Source organism: Moritella sp. Urea-trap-13, from assembly GCF_002836355.1.
Taxonomy (GTDB): Bacteria; Pseudomonadota; Gammaproteobacteria; order Enterobacterales; family Moritellaceae; genus Moritella.
Window position 1 is genome coordinate 223,316 of sequence record NZ_PJCA01000031.1, and the last position, 20,229, is coordinate 243,544.

Below are 20,229 nucleotides of genomic sequence, written 5' to 3' on the forward strand. Positions count from 1 at the left end.
CGGTATCACGACTACTTTATTTTTAACTGTGTTGATTTTATAAAAGGCTTAAGTAAGGGGGCGATGAATGGCATTACTAACGGTGCAATTAACGGTACGATCAGTGGCACGACTACGCCTGCCATAATCAATGAAAACGCAATTATCTTGTTTATTTCCAATTGTTCATCATAAAAGATCACAGACCCTAATAATGCAAATATAGGCACTAATAGCTTAAACGGACTCATGATACTGAGCGGGTACTGACTTAGCATTTTATTCCACACCCAATAACCTAATAATGTGGTTGGATAGGCCTGAAATAATACTGAGGCTAAGGCAGTTGAATTGAGTGTGGTTAACTCGTCATAAAGACTGACGTCATTGACTAGATAGGCCATTGCAAATAACGGCAGTGGTGCAAATGCACAAGACCAGGCCACAAAAGCAAACATATCTTTAATGCCAACCTTTTTAACCAGTAGACTAATACTGCTTAAACTTATTGCGCCAACGAGTGCAAACACAAAGCCGCTCGGTGTAACAGAACCATCAGTAATATTGGCAATAAAGACCAGTCCGAGTAAGGATAACACAAGCCCTATTTTTAGGCTGTTAGTGATACGCTCTTTTAAAAATACTATGCCCATCAGCACGCTAATAAATACGCTGAATTCCAGTATCAAACTTGCAGTGCCTGCCGATAAACCCGAATGAATTGACATAGACATCATCCCCCACACACCAACACCAAACGTGATGCCATAGAGCGCGATATAGCACCAACGGACATCGGGTTTACGCACAAACAAGATCGCTGGAAAAGCTGCAAAGGTGAAACGTAATCCGGTTAAAATGAAGGGATCTATGTTGTCTACACCTGCTTTAATTACCGAGAAGTTAAATCCCCACAGACAAGTAATTGCGACAATAATGATTAAGTGAATAGGTGATATTGCTCTTCCGTGTATAGGTGCTATTAATTTTCCGTGCATAATTATATACCGTCGTTTTAGTGTGTGACTATTATGTCGTGCTGATAATTAATAAACAGATGCACTTTGTGTTAATTTTTAGGGTACAGTATATTGGGTTGAGTCGGATTAGTTCATAATCATCGTTGGAGAGCATGATGGCAGCACGTTATATCATAATTTCAGATTCTATTATTAGCGATATTGATAACGGTCTATTAGTTGTAGACCAACGCATGCCGTCGTTAAGACAGTTTACTCAGCTACATGAAGTGAGCATGACCACGGCTAATAACTGCTACCAGCGTTTACTCGATTTGGGCTGGTTACATGCAAAGCCGCAAATTGGTTACTTTATTACCCTGCCGCTGAATAAACAAAGTACGCCAGTATATCCACAATTTAATGCCCATATTAGCAAGCCAAAAGCCAGTAAATCCATTGAGCAAGGTTTACGTGGGCCATTTTATACCGCGCAGCTACCTGCTGATTTGTTACCTCAAGATACTTTGAACCGTTGTTTACGCCGCGCCAGTCAGCGAGCGGGGGCTAAGCTGTTTTCTTACCCTGATTATCAAGGGGATATGCGCTTACGCACCGCATTGGCCGATCATTTTTCGCAGCAACATTTTCCGTTGAAAGCGGATAATCTAGTTATCACTAATGGTTGTATTGATGCTGTTCGTAGTGCCATTGAGATTACCACTAAGCCAGGTGATACCATTGCCGTATCATCGCCCTGTTTCAGTGGTCTGTTAAACTTACTGGAGAATATGGGAAGGTTGGTTATTGAGATCCCGTGTTTCAACGCTCAGCTGGATTTAGTACAACTTGAAGCACTACTTCAAGCCAAACGTATAGCTGCTTGTCTATTCAGTGCCAACCATATTAATCCACAAGGTTTTTGTCTGAGTAATCAACAGAAGCAAGGCATTGCCGAACTTGCCGAATATTACCAAGTGCCTGTGATTGAAGATGATATTTACTTGGAATTAAGTTATTCCAATACCACACCGTTACCGATTAAATACTGGGACAAGTCGGGTTGGGTATTGTGGTGTAGCTCAGTATCGAAAACCATTGCCGCGGGGTATCGTTTAGGCTGGTGTGAACCCGGCCGATTTTTTGATGCGTATTTACAACTACGTAATGTGCAGTTTTTTGGGGTGAATAACATCGTCCAGCATACGGTTAGCGAGTTTATTAATACTGGTCAATATGCCAAACACTTGAAGAAGTTAACCACGACCTTGGCATCCCATGCGCGTCAGTATCACAGCGTGCTACGGGAGTTACTGCCTAGCAATACTAAGATCAGCGTTGCCGAAGGCGGTATGGTTATCTGGTTGCAACTGGAAAATATGAACAGTCAAAGCGTACTTAGCGAAGCATTAAAACAAGATGTGCCATTTCGTGCTGGTAGTGAATTTACCACGCTCGAGTATTATCAAAACTGCCTAAGGTTAAACATAGGCTGGACAATTGTGGCAAATGAAAAAGACACGGCTGACAAACAAGCAGAGGCACTGGCGTTAAGAGCAAAGCTTGTTATTTTATGCGGGCTGATTAACGCCAATGTTGTAATAAAGTAAGTTTATGCTTCGTTCAGCACATCTGTTGCTGTGCCGAGATACACTTCAGCCGCCAATAGTATTGATTCATGCAAGGTCGGATGCGCATGTATAGTATGAGCAATATTGTTTGCGGTGAACTTATTGTGTATCGCTAAACACACTTCACCAAATATCTCATCGGCATTGTTACCTATCATGCCACCACCAATTAAGGTGTGGTCATCGCTATTAAAGATCAGCTTGGTTAAACCGTTGGTGTTCACATCTGTATTGGCACGACCGAGAGAACGCCAAGGCAGGTTGATGACCTTATAATTTAACTCACTACTTGCTAATTGCTTTTCTGTCCAGCCTAACCATGTCACGGTCGGGAAGCTGGTGGCCATGAAGGGCTGAGTTAATAAATCATGCTGTGAGTCGTCAGCGTCGGCGATAAATACCGCGTCATAGATGCTATCTGGTAATGGCTTGTTTTTACTGGTGACGGATAGCTGCACTTGGTTATCAATGAAATTAAAAGCGCTGATTTCTGCTTGGGGTTTTATTTTGAAAAGGCGTTTTACATAACGTTGAAAGGTTTTGTTGATATCTTTATCGAGCTCAGGGAAAACCTCATCACCAGTAATGATGATATCAACAGTTGTGCCTAAGGCTTGATAGATAGTGGCTATTTCAATCGCCGCAATACCTGCACCGACAACAGCCAGTTTAGCAGGAATAAAGGGCAGGGCGATGGCTTCATTATAATGCCAAACGAGCTTGTTAGTCGCTAGTTTAAGAACATTATTATCTTGTTTTTTTTCATTTGTTTTAACTACACTATTTTGGCTGCCCACATAACACTGACTATTAAAGTAATATAGACATTCTAGCTGGTCGAGTTTATGTTGGATGGCAGCAAGGTCGATGGTAGGTTCACAGAAGCTAATACCTTGTGCGCTTGCACCTTGAATACTGTGAATCGATTTAGCTATATGTAGCAGGGCGTGAGTTCGGACTATTGTCGTATCGACTTTCTGTGGTTGTGTTATTGCTTTCATAGCAACTCTCGTTAGCACGAATAAAGTAATAATTTAACACATTGGGAGTACCTATTTGTAGGTGTTTTTTTGCTATTTGTTATCCATGTCGCAATATGATTATGCTTTTAGAACTATCAATAATAGATAAGTGTGCTACATAATTAAATTTAAATAGCTTTTAATAAATTTCTTAGAAATTAGGTGATCTAGGCAGTTGATTAACTCAGGTTATCAATGCGAGCTGCCCCCGCATATCTGCAATATGATACCACTTTGAATGTTCCTATTATTTGATTTAAATTAACAATTTAGCGTGTTTGTATAAATGTTTTATTTTTATCTCATTTGAAGGTATTACTCTCACTTTCATCTCAAAAAACCACCTTAAACACTAATAATTAATTAACCAAAGAGTAACATTCTGTTATCAATGTTTTGGAAATGAATGTGAAGTTTTTACTCTAAATATGACTTGCTGTTATGTTTAATTAGTCCTAACATCATATTAATTAGGTATTTTGTGGAAGCCTAATGTTGCCGCTTATTAAAGGATATAATAATGCCTGTATTAGACATTGAAGCAAAAACAATATCAGATAAACAAGTTTTTAATTCAAAGAAAACCAGCAGTAAACCTGAAGCAGTTAGGTTAAACGATGTCGAGAAATTAGTTGATGCCGTACTTGCTGAAGTTGGAAACCATATTGTCTTGGGACTGCCGATAGCAATTGGTAAAGCTATTACGTTTAGCAACGCGTTATATCAACGAGCGAAGGCCGATCCAAGTATCACGTTACAAATTGAAACGGCTATATCGTTGGAGATCCCCCGTGCTAAAACAGATCTTGAAAATAAATTTCTTGCCCCATTTGTAAGTCGCCATTTTAGTGATGTGCAAGAACTAGATTATATGAAAGATATTCGAAACAAAACGTTACCAGATAATATTACGGTTTTTGAATTCTTTTTTAAAGCGGGTAGTTTTATAAACAACGCACAGCAGCTCAATTACACAAGTACCAATTATACTCATGCTGTTCGAGACTTAATAGATAAAGGTGTTAACGTGGTTGCACAAATTGTTGCGGAGCGACAAGTTGATAACGTCACGACATATAGCCTTTGCAGTAACTCAGATTTAGCATTAGATATGATCCCTGTGTTAGAAGAGTTAAAGGCGGCAGAGGGCAGAAAGTTTGTTTGCGTAGGTGAAGTTAATTCTAATATGCCATTTATGCGCAACGATGCTGAAGTCAGTGCTAATACATTTAATTTTATTTTAGAAAGCCAAGAAAAAGACTATGCATTATTTGCTACCCCTGAAGATGCGATTTCAAACGCAGATCATATGATTGGGTTTTATGCGAGTAGTTTGATTAAAGATGGTGGAACACTTCAGCTTGGTATTGGTTCACTTTGTAGTGCACTAAGCTATAGCTTGTTACTCCGTCACCAAAATAATGAACGTTATAATGAAATTTTCAATGATTTAAAAATTGAAGATAAATTTCCTGTCGTGGCTAAAGTCGGCGATAGAAGTATTTTCAGCCAAGGTTTATATGGATGCAGTGAGTTAATGGTCGATGGTTTCATGCATTTGTATCGAGCAGGGATCTTAACTCGTCAAGTCTTCTCCGATGTTTTATTACAATCGTTGCTGAATGACAACGCTATAACGACTGATGTGAACATAAATACACTTACCACATTACTTAAGCATAAAGCCATTTCAACCGAACTAACCACGAAGGATCTCGCTTATCTACAAGAATTAGGGATATTTAAATCGGCAGTTACTTTGTATCAAAACAGGTTATACAGTAATGATGAAAGTTGTATTGCAGATTTGAGTCAAGCAGATGCCCTTTTGTGGATTGAACAGCATTGCCTCGGAGACAAGCTCAAAGGCGGTATTGTTATGCATGGCGCATTCTTTATTGGCCCTAAGGCATTTTATAAAGCACTGAATGAAATGACTGAAGAAGATCATGCTAAGTTCTGTATGACAAGTGTCAAGTATGTGAATGATCTGTACGATCATTTCTTGGGTGATCAAAAAATTAAAGCGATGCAACGTAAAGAAGCTCGTTTTCTAAATTCTGCAATGATGGTGACACTGGATGGTTCAGTCGTATCCGATGGATTAGAAAATGGCCAGGTGGTTAGTGGTGTAGGGGGCCAGTATAATTTTGTGGCCCAATCTCATCAGATGAAAGACGCGCGATCGATTCTTAAATTACGCAGTACGTGTGTAAGAGATGGTAAACTTCAATCCAACGTATTGTTCAACTATGGGCATAATACTATTCCTCGCCAGCTGCGTGATATTGTGATTACTGAATATGGTATTGCCAATCTACGCAGCAAACCCGATCACATTGTTTATACCGAGTTAATTAAAATTTCTGATTCTCGATTCCAGCCGCAATTGCTTCAACAAGCAAAAGACGCTGGCAAAGTGGCTGCTGATTACCAAATTCCCATCGCATTTTGTAATAATTTACCTGAGGCAATCAATGGTATTTGTAACAAGCATAAGCTGCATGGCGTATTCCCTGAGTTCCCACAAGGTTCTAGTTTTACCGATTCTGAATTAAAATTGATGAAAGCCTTAAAATCGTTGAAGAATAAGGGGTCGTCAAGGCACGGAAAGCTTAAGTTATTATTACAAGGTCTTACTGCCACACGGAAAACGGCTGAAATTGAAAAATTGTTAAGTCGTATGGGTCTAACCAACCCGGCTAATTTTTCCGAGCGTATGACCCATAATTTGCTGAGTAAGGAATTAAAAAACAACTAAGTAATAATAGGTAGAAATGTTAAACTGTTCACAATCATTATCAACAGATGAAATTGACTATGAGTAAATCTTTATGGACGCCGATTATCGTTTCAGCTCTGATTGCCGGCAGTGCGGGTAGTTACTATTTATTAAGCGATTATCAGCGTCTAGAAACCCAACAAGCGGTGATAGCGGCAGCACCTTTTGAACAGCTCTCGGCTTCTGAAATAAGTGATAAGCGCATTTCTACACTTCAAGACAAGCTTTATGACGACAAGCAAAATGCCAAACTGTGGTTTCAGCTCGGCAATGCCTACATGTATAACGGTGAATATGATAATGCGTTGTTAGTGTTTGATTATTCAATCCGATTAACCTCAACTCCAGGGGCAATGCATTATTCAGCACAGGCTTCTGCATTGTATTACGCAAGTGGCCAGCATTTAACAGCTGAAGTACAGGCATTGCTTGATCAAGCATTAGCGCTTGAACCGAATAATCAAACGGCCTTAATGATGTTAGCTTCAAATGAGTTTATGAATGTACGGTACCAACAAGCAATTGATCTCTGGGTGCAATTACTCGATTCAGATCAGCAAGGATTAGATAGAGTGTCGATTATTAATTCAATAAACCAAGCGAAACAATTTATTAAATAACGGTCAGTACACTTTATTAAATAGCTATTAGCACACTTTATCAAATAACCATTAGCCAGCTCGTTATTTATGAAACAAAAAAAATGCCGACATCATGTCGGCATTTTTATCATTACGCATTACGCACAGTTAGTGATTAATAAGTCGCTTCACGTTTTTCTGCTTCAGCTTTCCATTTTGGTACAAGTGTTTTCAAGAATTCAGCTTTCTCTTTTTTCATCTTGTCCATATCCATACCAAGCGCTTGTTGTGCAAGTTCTTTGGTTGAGATATCAGGGATCTCGATTGGATCGGTAATGCCTTTCTTAGCCAGTAAACGAATCAACTGAGTTCGCGCGTCTGTAGCACGGTCTAAGGCTGTACCTAATATACGCAAGGCAACTTCAGGTGCATGCATGTGCACACCATGAGAGGCAATAGCATAATCCCAACGCCATTGTGCATGACGGATATTAAGTTGGATCTCATCCATTTCAGCTTGTGTTGCGCCTGCATCCCATGCTGCTTTAGCTTCGAAATGTGCTGCAATGATTTGTTTTTCAGCCAATAGCTTCATTTCAGTCACTTGCTGTTTACGGCTTTTAACCACATCTTGGAGCATTTCTTTGCTTTGTGTATGACAGTTTGCACAGGTATCTTGGAAACGATCAAACGGGTTACCCACTTTATGATCCGTGAACACTGTACCGTCTGCATTTTTAACTTTCGGCATGTGGCAATCAACACACGTCACGTTGTTTTTACCGTGAATACCTTCACGCCATGTTTCATAACCGGGATGTTGTGCTTTTAGCATTGGCGTTTTAGAAACCGCATGCGTCCAGTCTTTAAAGCCAATCTCGTCATAGTACTCTTCCATCTGATCAACGGTTGTGCCTTTATCCCAAGGGAATTTAACGGCTTTTGTTGGTCCAGTGAAGTAATATTCAACATGGCATTGCGCACAGACTTGCGCTTGTTGATCAAGACGACCTTGCTCAGCAAATGGTTTACCAATTGCTTCCATTGCACGCTCTACGTGAGGACGCGTAAGTTTAAGTGCTGGTTCACCATTTTTAAAAGCGTCGCTGCGGGTATCGTGACAATCGGCACAGCCAATAGCATTCACGACTTCAGCACCACCTTTAGCCCATTTACCCGAGAAGTAAGCATCTTCCCCATTTTCTTCAATAAAGCGTGCTACATCGGGACTTTTACAACTCCAGCAAGACATCACCATCGGACCATTCTTCGCATTCGTGGGCCCACCTGTACGCAAGGTATTACGGATGTCATCAATGGCATAGAAATGCCCACGGGCTTTGTTATAGTCTTTAGAGAAACCATAACCCGCCCACATGATGACCATATTTGGATCACCTTGTAATGCATCTTCTAATTCTTTACTTTCACTTGTCGCTTTCCAGGTTTTGTATTGATCCGGATGTGCTTGTTGGAACTTTTCATTACGAGGTTCTAACTTTTCTGTTACTTGATCTGCAGCAAACACCGATGTACTCATACTCAGTAATAGTGTTGCTAATAGAGCTGTTACGCCTGACGTTGGTTTAAGAGTTTTATATACACTAACCATGTTGTCTCCAATTTATAATTATTTAGATTGACCAAGCGTTGTGAGAGAGGCAATAAATAAAAATTGGCAAGTAATTATATTTTTTAATTTAATCTTTATGTTAGATAGATTAGTTTAAACAATATAAATACCTTATTTAAACTATCTCATATCTATCTATGTATATATATTATTCGGCCATTACTCTCGCGTTTATTGTTTTTGATCAAGATATGAAAACGGCCTGTATTTTATTAAAGCAAACGTGATTACATGGGCTCTACAAAGTGTGATCTATACACTAGATTACAGTGCTTGACACTTACTTACATTCGTGTTTAACCTATAATCTATTTAAAACATAAGTTTATAGCTTTGTTGATGTATATCTCAAATATTGAATCAACTCATTATGGGTATGTTGTTTTTGTGTTTTATTTTGGCGTTTTACAATATAGTGGTCTCGTTAAGCGTTGTGGCTGGCATCATAAATAAGAATTATTATAAATAAGAATTAGTGTTAATCAGGAAAATAAATAATAGATAAGTTGAATTAATTTTAATTTAATAATCTGTTTATTCTGAATAATTAAACTAACGAAAATTAAAATGTGTTTTTAATTAACACACATTTTTATAATTCTCATAGAAGGATGCAAAATGGGTAATGTAAAATTAACCATACGTACAACGATTAGCTTTCTGCTCTTCATATGTATCTATGGTTTTAATTTCAGTGTTACTGCGGAGTCGTCAGATCGTCAGGCTGTTAATGCAAGCACTGATAGTCGACACCAAGTGACGTTTATTCGTGATAGTGATGATGCGTGTACGCAATGTCATAAAGACTCGAAAGAAACACGCCAAGGTACGCACGGTGAAAAAACCGCACTTAAACTTGGTAGAGACCTTAAATGTGTTGAATGCCATAACACAGTTGGTCCTAACCACCGCGAAAATGCCTCTCAAGTTACCAAGTACTCTGCAGCTCAATCTCAAATTGGCACCCATAAAACCCTGCTTGATTTTGACGCTATCTTAAAAGCAACGGACAATTGTACTGAATGTCATACCCCTGAACGACTACAAGAAAAAACTTGGGTACACGATGTACATGCTAAAAAAGCCACTTGCTCGTCTTGCCATGTGATCCATGCCGATGGTGAAAAAGAAGGTATGCAAGCACTAGAACGTAAGGCTCAAATTGCGCAGTGCGTCGATTGTCATAAAGACTTTAACTTGAATCAAGAAGGTAAGGGAGACTGACATGGCCTGTTCTAGACGAAATTTATTACTCGGTGCTGGTGCGGTAATTTTTACTACTGGTGTTTCTAAAGTTGCCTTCGGTAAAAAATCATTAGTAGCAACACAAGAAGACGGTGATAAACGCTACGGTATGGTTTTTGACGAAACGGCTTGTATTGGTTGTACCGCTTGTACCGATGCATGTCGTGAAACCAACAATGTACCTGAAGGCGTATCACGTCTAACCATAGAACGTAGCGCGCCGATGGGAGAGTATCCTGATGTTGATTACACATTTACGCGTGTGTCTTGCCAGCATTGTGATAATGCACCCTGTGTAACGGTTTGTCCGACGGGCGCATCGTATGTTGATCTTAAAACTGGCATTGTCGATGTACATAGCGATAAGTGTGTCGGTTGTGGTTATTGCTTAGCAGCTTGTCCATATAAAGTCCGATTCTTCCACCCAGAAACAAAATCTGCAGATAAGTGTAATTTCTGTCGTGATACCAATTTGAAAGCCGGTAAATTACCTGCTTGTGTAGAATCATGTCCGACCAAAGCACTGACCTTTGGTGATCTTAACGATCCGACGAGTGAGATAAACAAAGTGATTGCTAGCAATGCTGTTTACCGCTCGAAAGTAGAGTTAGGGACCGAGCCAAAACTGTACAAAGTGGCGGATACAAAAGGGGAGATAAAACGATGAATACATTTGTAAGTGCGTTTACGTTTGATTCATTGGTCTGGGACTGGATCATTGCGATATACCTGTTTTTAACTGGGATGTCGGCGGGTATGGTACTCATTGCTATTCATTTGAAACGTAAGGTTATTGAAGGTCAAGCGTCTGCCAACGGTATTATCAAAGCAACAGCAATCTTAGCGCCATTAGGGATCATATCAGGCTTAACGATTTTGATTTTTCACTTAACGAAGCCTTTAGCATTTTGGAAGATCCTCGTTTACTTTAACCCAACCTCAGTCATGTCGATGGGTGTGATCTTATTCCAAGTTTATATGATTATTTTATTTACTTGGATCGCAATCATGTTTAAAGATGAGCTAGCGGTATTGCTACAGAAGCTGTTTAAAGGGCGTCTAGCTTTCGTTAATCCGATTGTAGACAAAATCGCTAAATTTGAGAATGCGTTAGAGCTATTTTTAGCACTGCTTGCTGTGATGCTAGCGGCTTATACTGGCTTTTTATTATCAGCATTGAAAACTTATCCGATGTTAAATAACCCCGTTCTACCTGTGCTGTTTATCTTCTCGAGTGTGTCTTCGGGTGCTGCGGCCTGCTTGTTAGTTGGTATTATTGGCTTCAAAGAGTCATTCCACAGCAAGAGTGTGCAATGGATCCACAGTATTGAACGCCCGGTTGTGGTATTCGAGCTGTTTGTACTGCTGACGTTTTTTACTGGCCTTATCTTTGGTGGTGGTCAGAATGAAGTAGCTGCAATGGCCGCAATTGGCGGTGGATTCTGGGCAACGTGGTTTTGGTATGGTGTCGTTGGTGCAGGCATGTTAGTGCCACTCGCACTTAACTTTTTTGTACCCACTCAAGCGCAACATAACAAAGCCTTTGTATTGTTAGTCACCTCATTAAGCCTTGTTGGTGTATTAATGCTGCGGACATTTATTTTGTACGCAGGCCAGATGACAGTTGTTTAGTTAAAAATTTAGTTAAAAGATTAGCTAACTGTAAGTTAAGAGAGTTCGTTTGGGCTCTCTTTGTTTTCTTTTATTACCAATGGATCCCTTTATGATCCCCGAAATTGCATTATTTTCACTTATTCTTGGTACGCTATGCGCTATTCTCGGTGCCGCTATTCCATTGTTTGGCATTGTGACGAAACGACCACAGCTAAGCCGTTACTCATGGTCATTAAGTTATGCTGCGTTTATCGCGGTGACTACCTCTATCTGCCTGCTTGCTTATAGCTTCACTGTCGATGACTTCTCTGTTAATTATATTGCCCAACATTCTAATTCTCAATTACCGGTATTTTTTAAGATCGCTGCCGTATGGGGCGGGCATGAAGGCTCACTGCTATTTTGGGTATTCTCGCTGTCATTATGGTCGGCGGCGATTGCGTTTGTGAATCGCAATCACAACCAAGCTTTTATCAGCCGAGTATTAATTGTATTAAGTCTATTAACCGCTGCGTTTGGTTTATTTACATTGTTAGGTTCGAATCCTTTTTCTCGCTTGTTTCCTGTACCGATGCAAGGACGAGACTTGCACCCGATGTTGCAAGATGTAGGTCTTATTTTTCATCCGCCCTTACTGTACTTAGGCTATGTTGGATTTTCGGGCGCTTTTGCCTTTGCCGTCGCAGCGTTAACCATGCCTGATATTAATATTCCTTGGCCACAATGGAGTCGGGCTTGGACGCTTGCTGCTTGGGTTATGCTAACCGGTGGTGTCGCGCTGGGTTCTTGGTGGGCTTATTATGAACTGGGTTGGGGCGGCTGGTGGTTCTGGGATCCCGTTGAAAATGCTTCTTTACTGCCTTGGTTAACCGGTACTGCATTGCTGCATTCCTTGATCGCCAGTGAAAAGCGTCAGGCTTTGATTAACTGGAGCTTATTACTGTCTATTTTCACCTTTAGTTTAAGCTTATTGGGCACATTTGTCGTTCGTTCAGGGATCTTAACGTCAGTACATGCATTTGCAGTCGATCCAACGCGCGGGCTGGTGCTGTTAGTTATCTTGGCTATTTGTGTTGTAGTGCCATTAACCTTATTCATGTTACAAAGTGGTAAGATTAAACCGTTACGATTACAGAGCATTGTTAGCCGGGAAGTACTGTTTTTGGTGCTGAATGGTTTGCTAGTCGTAGCGACATTATCGGTATTGCTCGGCACGTTTTACCCGATGATCTTTCAAGTATTAAACCTAGCGAGTATTTCTGTGGGTGCACCTTTCTTTAACACGGTATTTGTTCCTCTGGCTTTACTTTGTTTTATGTTGATGTGCATAGCGCCTTTCATTCATTGGCAAAAAACGCATTTTAATGGCACAAAGATTAAACTGGTATTAGTGTGGCTAGCCTCGGTTATTATTGGTTCTGTCGCCAGCTACTTGTTTAATGAAAGCTTGTCTCTGTATGTATTATTAGTATTGATATTGTGCGTTGGTATCGTGATGTCAACTTTATTGGCTGGTGTAAGCATGGGTAATTTAGCCATGACTGTCGCGCATATTGGTGTCGCTATTACTGCTGTAGGTATCTTACTGGTGAGTTTTAATTCGACCGAGATGAGTGCCAAAATGAGTCCAGGTAGTACTGTTAAACTAGGTGATTTAACTATTAGCTATGTGGAAACACAATGGTTGGTTGCGGCTAATTATACCGCTGAACAAGCAGTAATTGATGTGGTTGATAACAACGGAGATAGGGTGCAGTTGAAACCGCAGAAACGTCATTATCCAGTGCGGGTGATGAACATGAGCGAGCCTGCTATTCATTCAACTTGGCTACGGGATATCTACATTACCATGGGTGAGAAGATTGACCGCGACGCTTATGCTATTCGAGTACAAAATAAAGCGTTTATTAATTGGTTATGGGCAGGGAGTATGATGATGATGCTTGGTGGTATGTTGGCGATAGGACGGCGTTATGCTAAATCATAAATTGAAGTTAATACTGCCGAGTTTGTTGGGGCTGCTATTTGTTACCTTGATGATGTTTGCGTTAACGTCCCAAGAACAACAAGTGACGCCTTCTGTTTTGGTTGGAGCATCGATCCCCACTTTCACCGCCAGTAGTTTAAGTTCGAATACGGAGTTAATAAATAATACCGTGTTCCAAACGAATAAAAAGTTCACCTTATTAAATGTCTGGGCTTCTTGGTGCGCAGTTTGTCAAAGTGAACATGATTTTTTAATGCAGCTGGTGGTTAAAGACGACATACGCATTGTCGGTTTAAATTATCGTGACGATCGCGCTGATGCGAATCAAGTACTAAACACGTTGGGTAATCCTTATGAGGTCACGATCTTTGATCCCGATGGCAAACTTGCTTTGGATATGGGGGTTATTGCTACGCCGGAAACTTACCTGTTAGATAGCCAAGGTATTGTGCTGTTTCGTTATTCTGGCGCATTGGATGAAAAAGTTTGGCTACGTTATTTCCAACCATTTATCCAAGCGTTACTAACGCAACAAGCAGGTTAGGGGAGTCTAAATGAAGCGATTATCAGCGTATATGCTCATGCTAGCGATGTTCACCACATTGCCTTTATCTGCACAACCACTAGCGAGTAATACTCGTGATTCGGGTGTTGAAGCAACGCAATCGGTCGAGGTGTTTGCGTTTAATTCTATTGATACACAAAATCGGGCTATGCATTTGGCTCGCCAATTACGTTGTCCGCAATGTAAAAACCAAAACTTGATGGAGTCTAATTCTCCGATAGCGAAAGACTTACGTTTAGCGGTCTATATGATGGTTAATAAAGGTGAGACCGACGCTCAAGTGATTGATTTTATGACGAGTCGTTTTGGTGATATGGTGTTGTATAAACCTAAGTTTGAACCGAGAACCTATATCCTCTGGCTTGGGCCTGTGTTCTTTATTGGCCTGTTCGCTTGGTTGGGATACCGCAAAGTAAAAGCGTCGATAGTGGTTTGATACGGGTCTTCGTTTATATTTTTAACTAACAACCAAATTATAATACTATTCGGTTGTTAGTTATGATTTTAGCGTCTATTTAAACTAGTTAGATAGTGATTTACTCGCCGTTTTTTCAAGTAAGAGAATAAGACCAATCGCGATAAGCATCGCCACAATCGCATAGGCTAATAATGCCGGTTGGCCTGTCACTTGTTCAAAGCTAAATGGTGAAAGATTGCGCTCTAATAGCGGCACTTCAAGACCACTGGAGTTAGTACGCCAGGTTAGTGTTTCTTTCCATGGCCATACTTTTCCAAGTGTACCTATCATTAACCCGGTTAAAAATGTCAACGCGATATCGTGGTAGTGTTTTAGTACCCATGTAAGTACATGCGAGAATGTCAGCAGACCGATGACACAACCTACGGCAAACGTACCTAGCGTGATAATGTCGAGAGACTTTGCCGCAGCAAGGACCGGTGCATACATACCTAACATCAGTAAGATGAAGCTACCTGAGATGCCCGGTAAGATCATGGCACAAATGGCAATTGAACCTGCAAGTAAGATATTGATTGATGTTGGTTCAAGGTTAAGCGGTTGCAGCACGGTAATGCTATAAGCAAAACTAATACCGGCAAGTACTGCCACAATACGGCTGACTTTCCAGAACTTAACCTGCTTAAACATGTGGTTGACTGAGATGATGATTAAACCGAAGAAGAAAGACCACAGTGGAATGGGGTGGGTATTTAGCATCCAAGTGATAATACGCGCTAGTGTAAAAATACTCGTCAGGATACCCGCTAATAACACAATCAAGAATGTTCCATTGATGTAATCAAACGCTGCTTTTAAACCGTCCTTGCGGATCATACCGATTAGACGTGGGGTTATGCGACTAATACTACCCAACAGAGTATCGTAAATTCCGGTAATGAAGGCAATAGTACCGCCCGATACGCCTGGTACAACGTCTGCTGCACCCATCGCCATGCCTTTTAGAAAGATAGAAACTTTACTCATTATTTTCCGTCTGCTTTATTAATTAAGGGATAAGTTTGACAACATTATAAACTGTTTGAGTGAAAAAAATGTCATAACAGTAGATACTTTTTTGTATTTACTACAAATACCATGCGTTAGTTAGATAATTATCAATTGTGGTTATTATCCTTTTCATCTAATGCAGTGAAATCGACACCACGTTCAATCGCAAATGCGCGCATTGCCCGTAGGCTTGTGGCTGTCTCTGATAAGTGCCCAGCAACGGAACGCAGTAGGTTTGCTGCCACCATTGCGTCATTTTCTATCACGGCCAACAACTCACTAGCGCCAATACGTAGAAATACGCAGTCTTCTATCGCAATTAAATCTAATAGCCGTGGCGAGTTATGAATAACGGCCAAATCACCGATTAAGCGCCCAGGTAAAATTTCGGATACCAAGCGTTGTTCACCCGCACTTGCTGGCCAATATAGACCTGATGATCCCTTAACACACAGATAAGAAGCATCCGCTTCTTCTCCCGCACTAAAAATGACTTGTCCTGGTTTTGCTTTGTACCATTGCGCACTAAATGCCAGCAGGCGTTGTTGTTTGAGATCCAGTTCTGAAAATAAGTCGGTTTGTGCAACCACGCGTAACTTGCGTTTTAAATCCTGACGCGCATCATCATCTTCAGGCTCATCTTGACGAGCAATACCATCAATACGTCCATCAACAATTTCGACGAATAAATCGAAACTTTCTGGGCTGAGGAAGTAATTTTCAATGAAAATTTGGGTAGTTTCAGGCATCAATTCACTAATACGTTGTCGCGTTAGCGCACGCGCATTACCTTCGTGGCTCGCTAATGCATTTCTAAGGATCAGAATATCGGGTTTTTTTATCCCTGCACGGCTGAAAGCTAGACGTTCTCTGAAAATCGCAGGCAGATTTTCTCCACCCTGAGTTGTCGCAACATCATATAAGGATTGCGCAACCAATCTTCTTAAGCCGTGTTCCTTCAGAACATCAACAACCGTATCTTCAATTAATTTTTCTCGGGCTCCTGCCAAACTTGAAACTCGTCCGAAAATGGCATTACCAAGTACCGACATAACCGGAAAGTATTGTTGTGGGTCAATTGGCTTGAATAAACCGTCCAGTTTTTCCACCATCTCTGCCGCACTCTTCTTACGAATTTGTAAAATCCGTGCTTTGAACAATTCAGTGAACGATGGCCCAATCTGCTCGGCAGAAAACGCAAAAGGTACGGTCAACATCAATGCAAAATCTTCATACGACAAGCCACTTTGACCAACTAAACGGCGTTTGGCTACTATCACTCTAAGACGATGATAAAGGTTTTCATCCATATTCAAACGGCGAAATAATGGATGGTCTGTACCATCGGTGCCAAAGGTTTCAGTCAGCCCTTCGATTAGATTGGCAGACATATGTGCAAGATAGTCCGCAATGCCTTCGTCCTGTAGCATTTGTACGAAATTATCTTCTTGTGACAAGCTTATTTGGGTCAGCATCTTTGTGGGAACTGCATACAGCAGGTTGCTCCCCAAAGGTGTCACTGGATTGAATTTATCAGGGTGAAAGGTATGTACGATATCATCGAGACCAGCATTTGCTAACCGCTTAGCAATTTCTGGTCGCAACTGCACAATCGCTTCTACCAGCTCGTTTTGGGTGTTTGGATCAAGACGTGAACGTAATCCTCGGCGCACGATTATCTCGTCGGTGCCCATAGCTTCAACTAATTGGAACCACCAGTCTTTGATCTCATCATATGATTGAAAACCGGCCGTTTGCGGAACAACCCAGTTCGATTCGAATGGGTCGATACTATTACCAGCGCGCGCAGACTCTTGTTGCCAATCGGTGATATCAACCGAAATGTCCGAACCAAGCACAGGCTGATAATTAAATGGCATTAACAGGTTTTCACCCAGCGTACCTTTAAAAATATACGGTTTGGAATTGGCATAGCCGATACGATTAGCCACGACGGTTTGATGCAAATCATTCATCTCATGTCCCGCTATCGTCACGGAGCCTCGCTGTGGGATAACTTCGCGGGTTAACAAATCAGCAAAGGCGAGGGCCGTAGCCTCATTATTTGTCTTAATGGCAACACGTGCACCGTTGGGGATGGTCAGGTTAATATCTTCTAATATGGCATGGCCATCTTCATCACGTACCGTTACGTTTTTCAGTTCAATGTCACCATTAAGGCAGGTTTTGGTATCAGGCTCGCCATCAAATAAAGCATCGTTTACTAATGTTTTTGATGAGAAGCGTTCGGTAACGACTTCCCAGCGTAGCGCCATATCTTGGGTTTGGTTGTAATAAGCCAGCAACTCTTTCCAAGGCGATGACAAGTCTTTGTAAGCGGCTAGTGCGGCAACCAGTGCGCCGACAGTTATCTCTCCTTGAATCGCTAAATAACCACCAACAGAGTAGAAAAAGAATGGCGTTAATTGATTGATGAAATTATTCAGGAACTTCATGAAGAATTTCTTTTGATAAATCTCGAAGCGAATGCCGAACAGGTTGCCCAAACGATTGGAAAATAAGGACTGTCGATGACGTATTCCGCCGTTCATTCGAATATCGCTGACGCCAGCAGCTGTTTCGCCAATATCTGCAGCTAATTTGCGAATTTCCTGTATTCGAGCTTTATTCAACAAATTAATCTGACGCTGTAATTTGGGAATGATCCATGCCTGTAATGGGATCAACGTGATAGATGCGAGGCCAAACCAGAAGCTCTGGGCAAATAGGAAAGCTAGAATGGTCAGCATCTGCCCTGTTTGCAGGATAGGACGTGACAGCATATCGCCCATTAAGGAGCCCATAGGCTCAGCTTCAGACGTCACCATCGACACCAGTTCACCTTGGCTTGTGGTGCGGAAATATGAGCGTGGAAATCTTAAAATCCGAGTGACAAGTTGAAAACGAAAGCGCCTTAATAATCGCTCCGCCAGAACACCTTTCATGGTGTTTAACTTCATCTTCAATAAGCCATTGGCCAATACGGCAAATAGAAAACCAATACAAAGCGCCATCAAGAACTCGGTCTGACTTAATATCACCCCAAGCACTGAAACATCTTCGCCAGTGCCGCCAATAGCATCATTGATTATGCGCTTAGGCAGCTCTAGCGATATGTACAGGATCGGAAATGTCAGGAGCGTGACAGCTGATAGAATCAGCTGATTTCGTTTTGAATATTTCCAGATAAACTGAAAAAGGCTCTTTTCCATTTTCCGTGTCCTCTTGCTGAGTTAGTTATGACAATGCTGGTCTTTTAATGACGATGACGCTATTACTAATCGAACTTTTTATTCTGCTTGCAGTGCCATTGCAGCCATTTTCATGATACTTGCAAATGAATCTGCACCAGCAATAAACAAACCGTTATGGCAGAACAAAGCATCATCAAGACCGGTGATGTCTTTGAACGCCTTATCAGATAAACCAGCCCATGGTTTTGGCAGTGACTTTCTGTCTTCGAATGAACCGAGTTCAACAGGTACCGCTTGAATTGTCCATTTACCAGACTGAGATGGATAAACCATGAATAAAGCTTCAGGCGCTAACGTTAAAACCGCTGTTTTCCACGGCGTATACTGCTCTAATACAATCACTTTTGGATCGCTGGCGTTATCAATCGCTTCAGCGACAATATCTTTTGCATTAATGCCACCCGCAGCAGATGCGATGAAGCGGGTTAGAATACGCGCTGCAAAAGCAACCGCTTCATCAAAACACGCATCAAAGTCGCCATCTTCTTGCCAAGTAGGGTTAAACATTGAAATCGTTTGGCTAAGGCTTATACCTTGAGCAACACCTTCAACGTGACCACAATCGATGGCATCAATCGTAGACACTAAGCCTGCGTCGACAGCGTCTGCGATCTCTTGGTTCCCTTGGCATATTTCTAAGCCATATTTTTGCCAAATTAAACCAAATGAAGAGTAGGGAATACCATTTTCGCGTTGGCCTGCACCACCACGTTGATGATGATCAAAGCGACCTGTTTCGGGATCATATTCACCACCGACATCGATCACAATATCAGCTTCGCCAATCACGTTTAAATCACGTGTACGCACGAGGTTAAAAGAAGGGAAAATGTGTGTCAGTGTTGCGATACTGAAAACATCATCTGCATGAAACTTACCGTTGTGAGTTGCTATCGTTTTATCATTCATTTTTAGTGTCATTTTAGAAAGGGGAAAGAGGCGCTGCTCGTTAAATGCAACATTAAATTTTATTAAAGTTCATTGAATTGGTCTAACCATTCGCTGAAAGACGAAGATACGTGGGTAACGGTACCAGCGCTATAGTTAAAAAACCATACCGGAGCATCTGTTTGCTTGCTCTCACAATCACTCAGTTTGAAACAAAACATGTTGCCCTTACAATCCGAGGCAAACAAAATGTGTCCCTTTGGCATGCCACTCATTTCATATAACTGTGATAGTGACGCTACATCTTCTAGGCTTAAGAAATCTTGTACGTCAGAAACATCTGAATTTAAATCGCAAATTTTAGTTAGTACATTGGGTGTGTGAACCAAACCATAGGTAGATATTAAATATTTATATGAGTCAGGTAAAACACCTTTTAATTTTAGTTCAAGCTCTGCAATATCATCAATATTTATTGGTACCATGGCATTTTTACTGCCCCAGTTTTTTACAAATTGATCAATGCTATTCATTTAGGAATACTCCAAGACTACTAACAGGTAATTATCGGGATTGAAGATAAAAACCACCTTAATTTTATAATGAAAACAAGATACACAG

General features: G+C 41.0%; 16 protein-coding genes. 9 read left to right on the forward strand and 7 right to left on the reverse strand.

What is annotated here, in order from left to right; all coding sequences use genetic code 11:
- Positions 1–11: 11 nt before the first annotated feature.
- Positions 12–977, reverse strand: a complete 966-nt coding sequence (locus tag CXF93_RS09060) for an EamA family transporter (RefSeq protein WP_101062135.1) — start codon at positions 975–977, stop codon at positions 12–14.
- Positions 978–1,111: 134 nt separating this feature from the next.
- On the opposite strand from CXF93_RS09060, the gene CXF93_RS09065 reads away from it, so the two are divergent.
- Entirely contained in the window at positions 1,112–2,548 is a 1,437-nt protein-coding gene (locus tag CXF93_RS09065) for a PLP-dependent aminotransferase family protein (RefSeq protein WP_232784155.1), read from the forward strand.
- Between the two features lie 2 nt (positions 2,549–2,550).
- Here CXF93_RS09065 and CXF93_RS09070 read toward each other — a convergent pair whose 3' ends face one another.
- Positions 2,551–3,570: an NAD-binding protein gene (locus CXF93_RS09070; protein ID WP_101062139.1), complete on the reverse strand. Its 1,020-nt coding sequence runs from the start codon at positions 3,568–3,570 to the stop codon at positions 2,551–2,553.
- A 541-nt stretch (positions 3,571–4,111) separates the two neighbouring features.
- Here CXF93_RS09070 and CXF93_RS09075 point away from each other — a divergent pair.
- Complete coding sequence (locus CXF93_RS09075; protein WP_101062141.1) at positions 4,112–6,352, forward strand: acetyl-CoA hydrolase/transferase C-terminal domain-containing protein; 2,241 nt, start codon at positions 4,112–4,114, stop codon at positions 6,350–6,352.
- 59 nt (positions 6,353–6,411) lie between these two features.
- Complete coding sequence (locus CXF93_RS09080; RefSeq protein ID WP_101063305.1) at positions 6,412–6,993, forward strand: tetratricopeptide repeat protein; 582 nt, start codon at positions 6,412–6,414, stop codon at positions 6,991–6,993.
- A gap of 136 nt (positions 6,994–7,129) precedes the next feature.
- Here the strand turns inward: CXF93_RS09080 and nrfA are convergent, their stop codons facing one another.
- Positions 7,130–8,566: an ammonia-forming nitrite reductase cytochrome c552 subunit gene (nrfA, locus tag CXF93_RS09085; RefSeq protein ID WP_101062143.1), complete on the reverse strand. Its 1,437-nt coding sequence runs from the start codon at positions 8,564–8,566 to the stop codon at positions 7,130–7,132.
- A 639-nt stretch (positions 8,567–9,205) separates the two neighbouring features.
- Between nrfA and nrfB the strand changes: the two genes are divergently transcribed.
- From nrfB to CXF93_RS09115, 6 genes are all read left to right on the forward strand, one after another.
- Complete coding sequence (gene nrfB, locus CXF93_RS09090; RefSeq protein ID WP_101062145.1) at positions 9,206–9,811, forward strand: cytochrome c nitrite reductase pentaheme subunit; 606 nt, start codon at positions 9,206–9,208, stop codon at positions 9,809–9,811.
- A 1-nt stretch (position 9,812) separates the two neighbouring features.
- The gene (gene nrfC, locus CXF93_RS09095) at positions 9,813–10,499 is read left to right on the forward strand and encodes a cytochrome c nitrite reductase Fe-S protein (RefSeq protein ID WP_101062147.1); all 687 of its coding nucleotides are present in this window, start codon (positions 9,813–9,815) and stop codon (positions 10,497–10,499) included.
- The gene (gene nrfD, locus CXF93_RS09100; protein WP_101062149.1) at positions 10,496–11,464 is read left to right on the forward strand and encodes a cytochrome c nitrite reductase subunit NrfD; all 969 of its coding nucleotides are present in this window, start codon (positions 10,496–10,498) and stop codon (positions 11,462–11,464) included. Before nrfC ends, nrfD begins: the two co-directional genes overlap by 4 nt.
- 91 nt (positions 11,465–11,555) lie before the next feature.
- The gene (locus tag CXF93_RS09105) at positions 11,556–13,433 is read left to right on the forward strand and encodes a heme lyase CcmF/NrfE family subunit (RefSeq protein WP_101062151.1); all 1,878 of its coding nucleotides are present in this window, start codon (positions 11,556–11,558) and stop codon (positions 13,431–13,433) included.
- Positions 13,420–13,977, forward strand: coding sequence for a DsbE family thiol:disulfide interchange protein (locus tag CXF93_RS09110; protein ID WP_101062153.1), 558 nt, complete (start codon positions 13,420–13,422; stop codon positions 13,975–13,977). Before CXF93_RS09105 ends, CXF93_RS09110 begins: the two co-directional genes overlap by 14 nt.
- A gap of 10 nt (positions 13,978–13,987) precedes the next feature.
- A complete protein-coding gene (locus tag CXF93_RS09115; protein ID WP_101062154.1) occupies positions 13,988–14,434 on the forward strand; it encodes a cytochrome c-type biogenesis protein CcmH in 447 nt (148 codons plus the stop codon).
- Positions 14,435–14,518: 84 nt separating this feature from the next.
- On the opposite strand, the gene CXF93_RS09120 is transcribed toward CXF93_RS09115, so the two are convergent.
- The 4 genes from CXF93_RS09120 to CXF93_RS09135 form a co-directional block, all read right to left on the reverse strand.
- Positions 14,519–15,442 (reverse strand): DUF368 domain-containing protein, encoded by a 924-nt coding sequence (locus CXF93_RS09120; RefSeq protein ID WP_101062155.1) that lies wholly within the window; start codon positions 15,440–15,442, stop codon positions 14,519–14,521.
- A gap of 131 nt (positions 15,443–15,573) precedes the next feature.
- Positions 15,574–18,678: an ABC transporter transmembrane domain-containing protein gene (locus CXF93_RS09125; RefSeq protein WP_101062156.1), complete on the reverse strand. Its 3,105-nt coding sequence runs from the start codon at positions 18,676–18,678 to the stop codon at positions 15,574–15,576.
- Positions 18,679–18,756: 78 nt separating this feature from the next.
- Positions 18,757–19,629, reverse strand: a complete 873-nt coding sequence (locus CXF93_RS09130; RefSeq protein WP_101062157.1) for an MYG1 family protein — start codon at positions 19,627–19,629, stop codon at positions 18,757–18,759.
- Positions 19,630–19,691: 62 nt separating this feature from the next.
- Positions 19,692–20,141, reverse strand: a complete 450-nt coding sequence (locus tag CXF93_RS09135) for an SMI1/KNR4 family protein (RefSeq protein ID WP_101062158.1) — start codon at positions 20,139–20,141, stop codon at positions 19,692–19,694.
- Positions 20,142–20,229 lie beyond the last annotated feature (88 nt).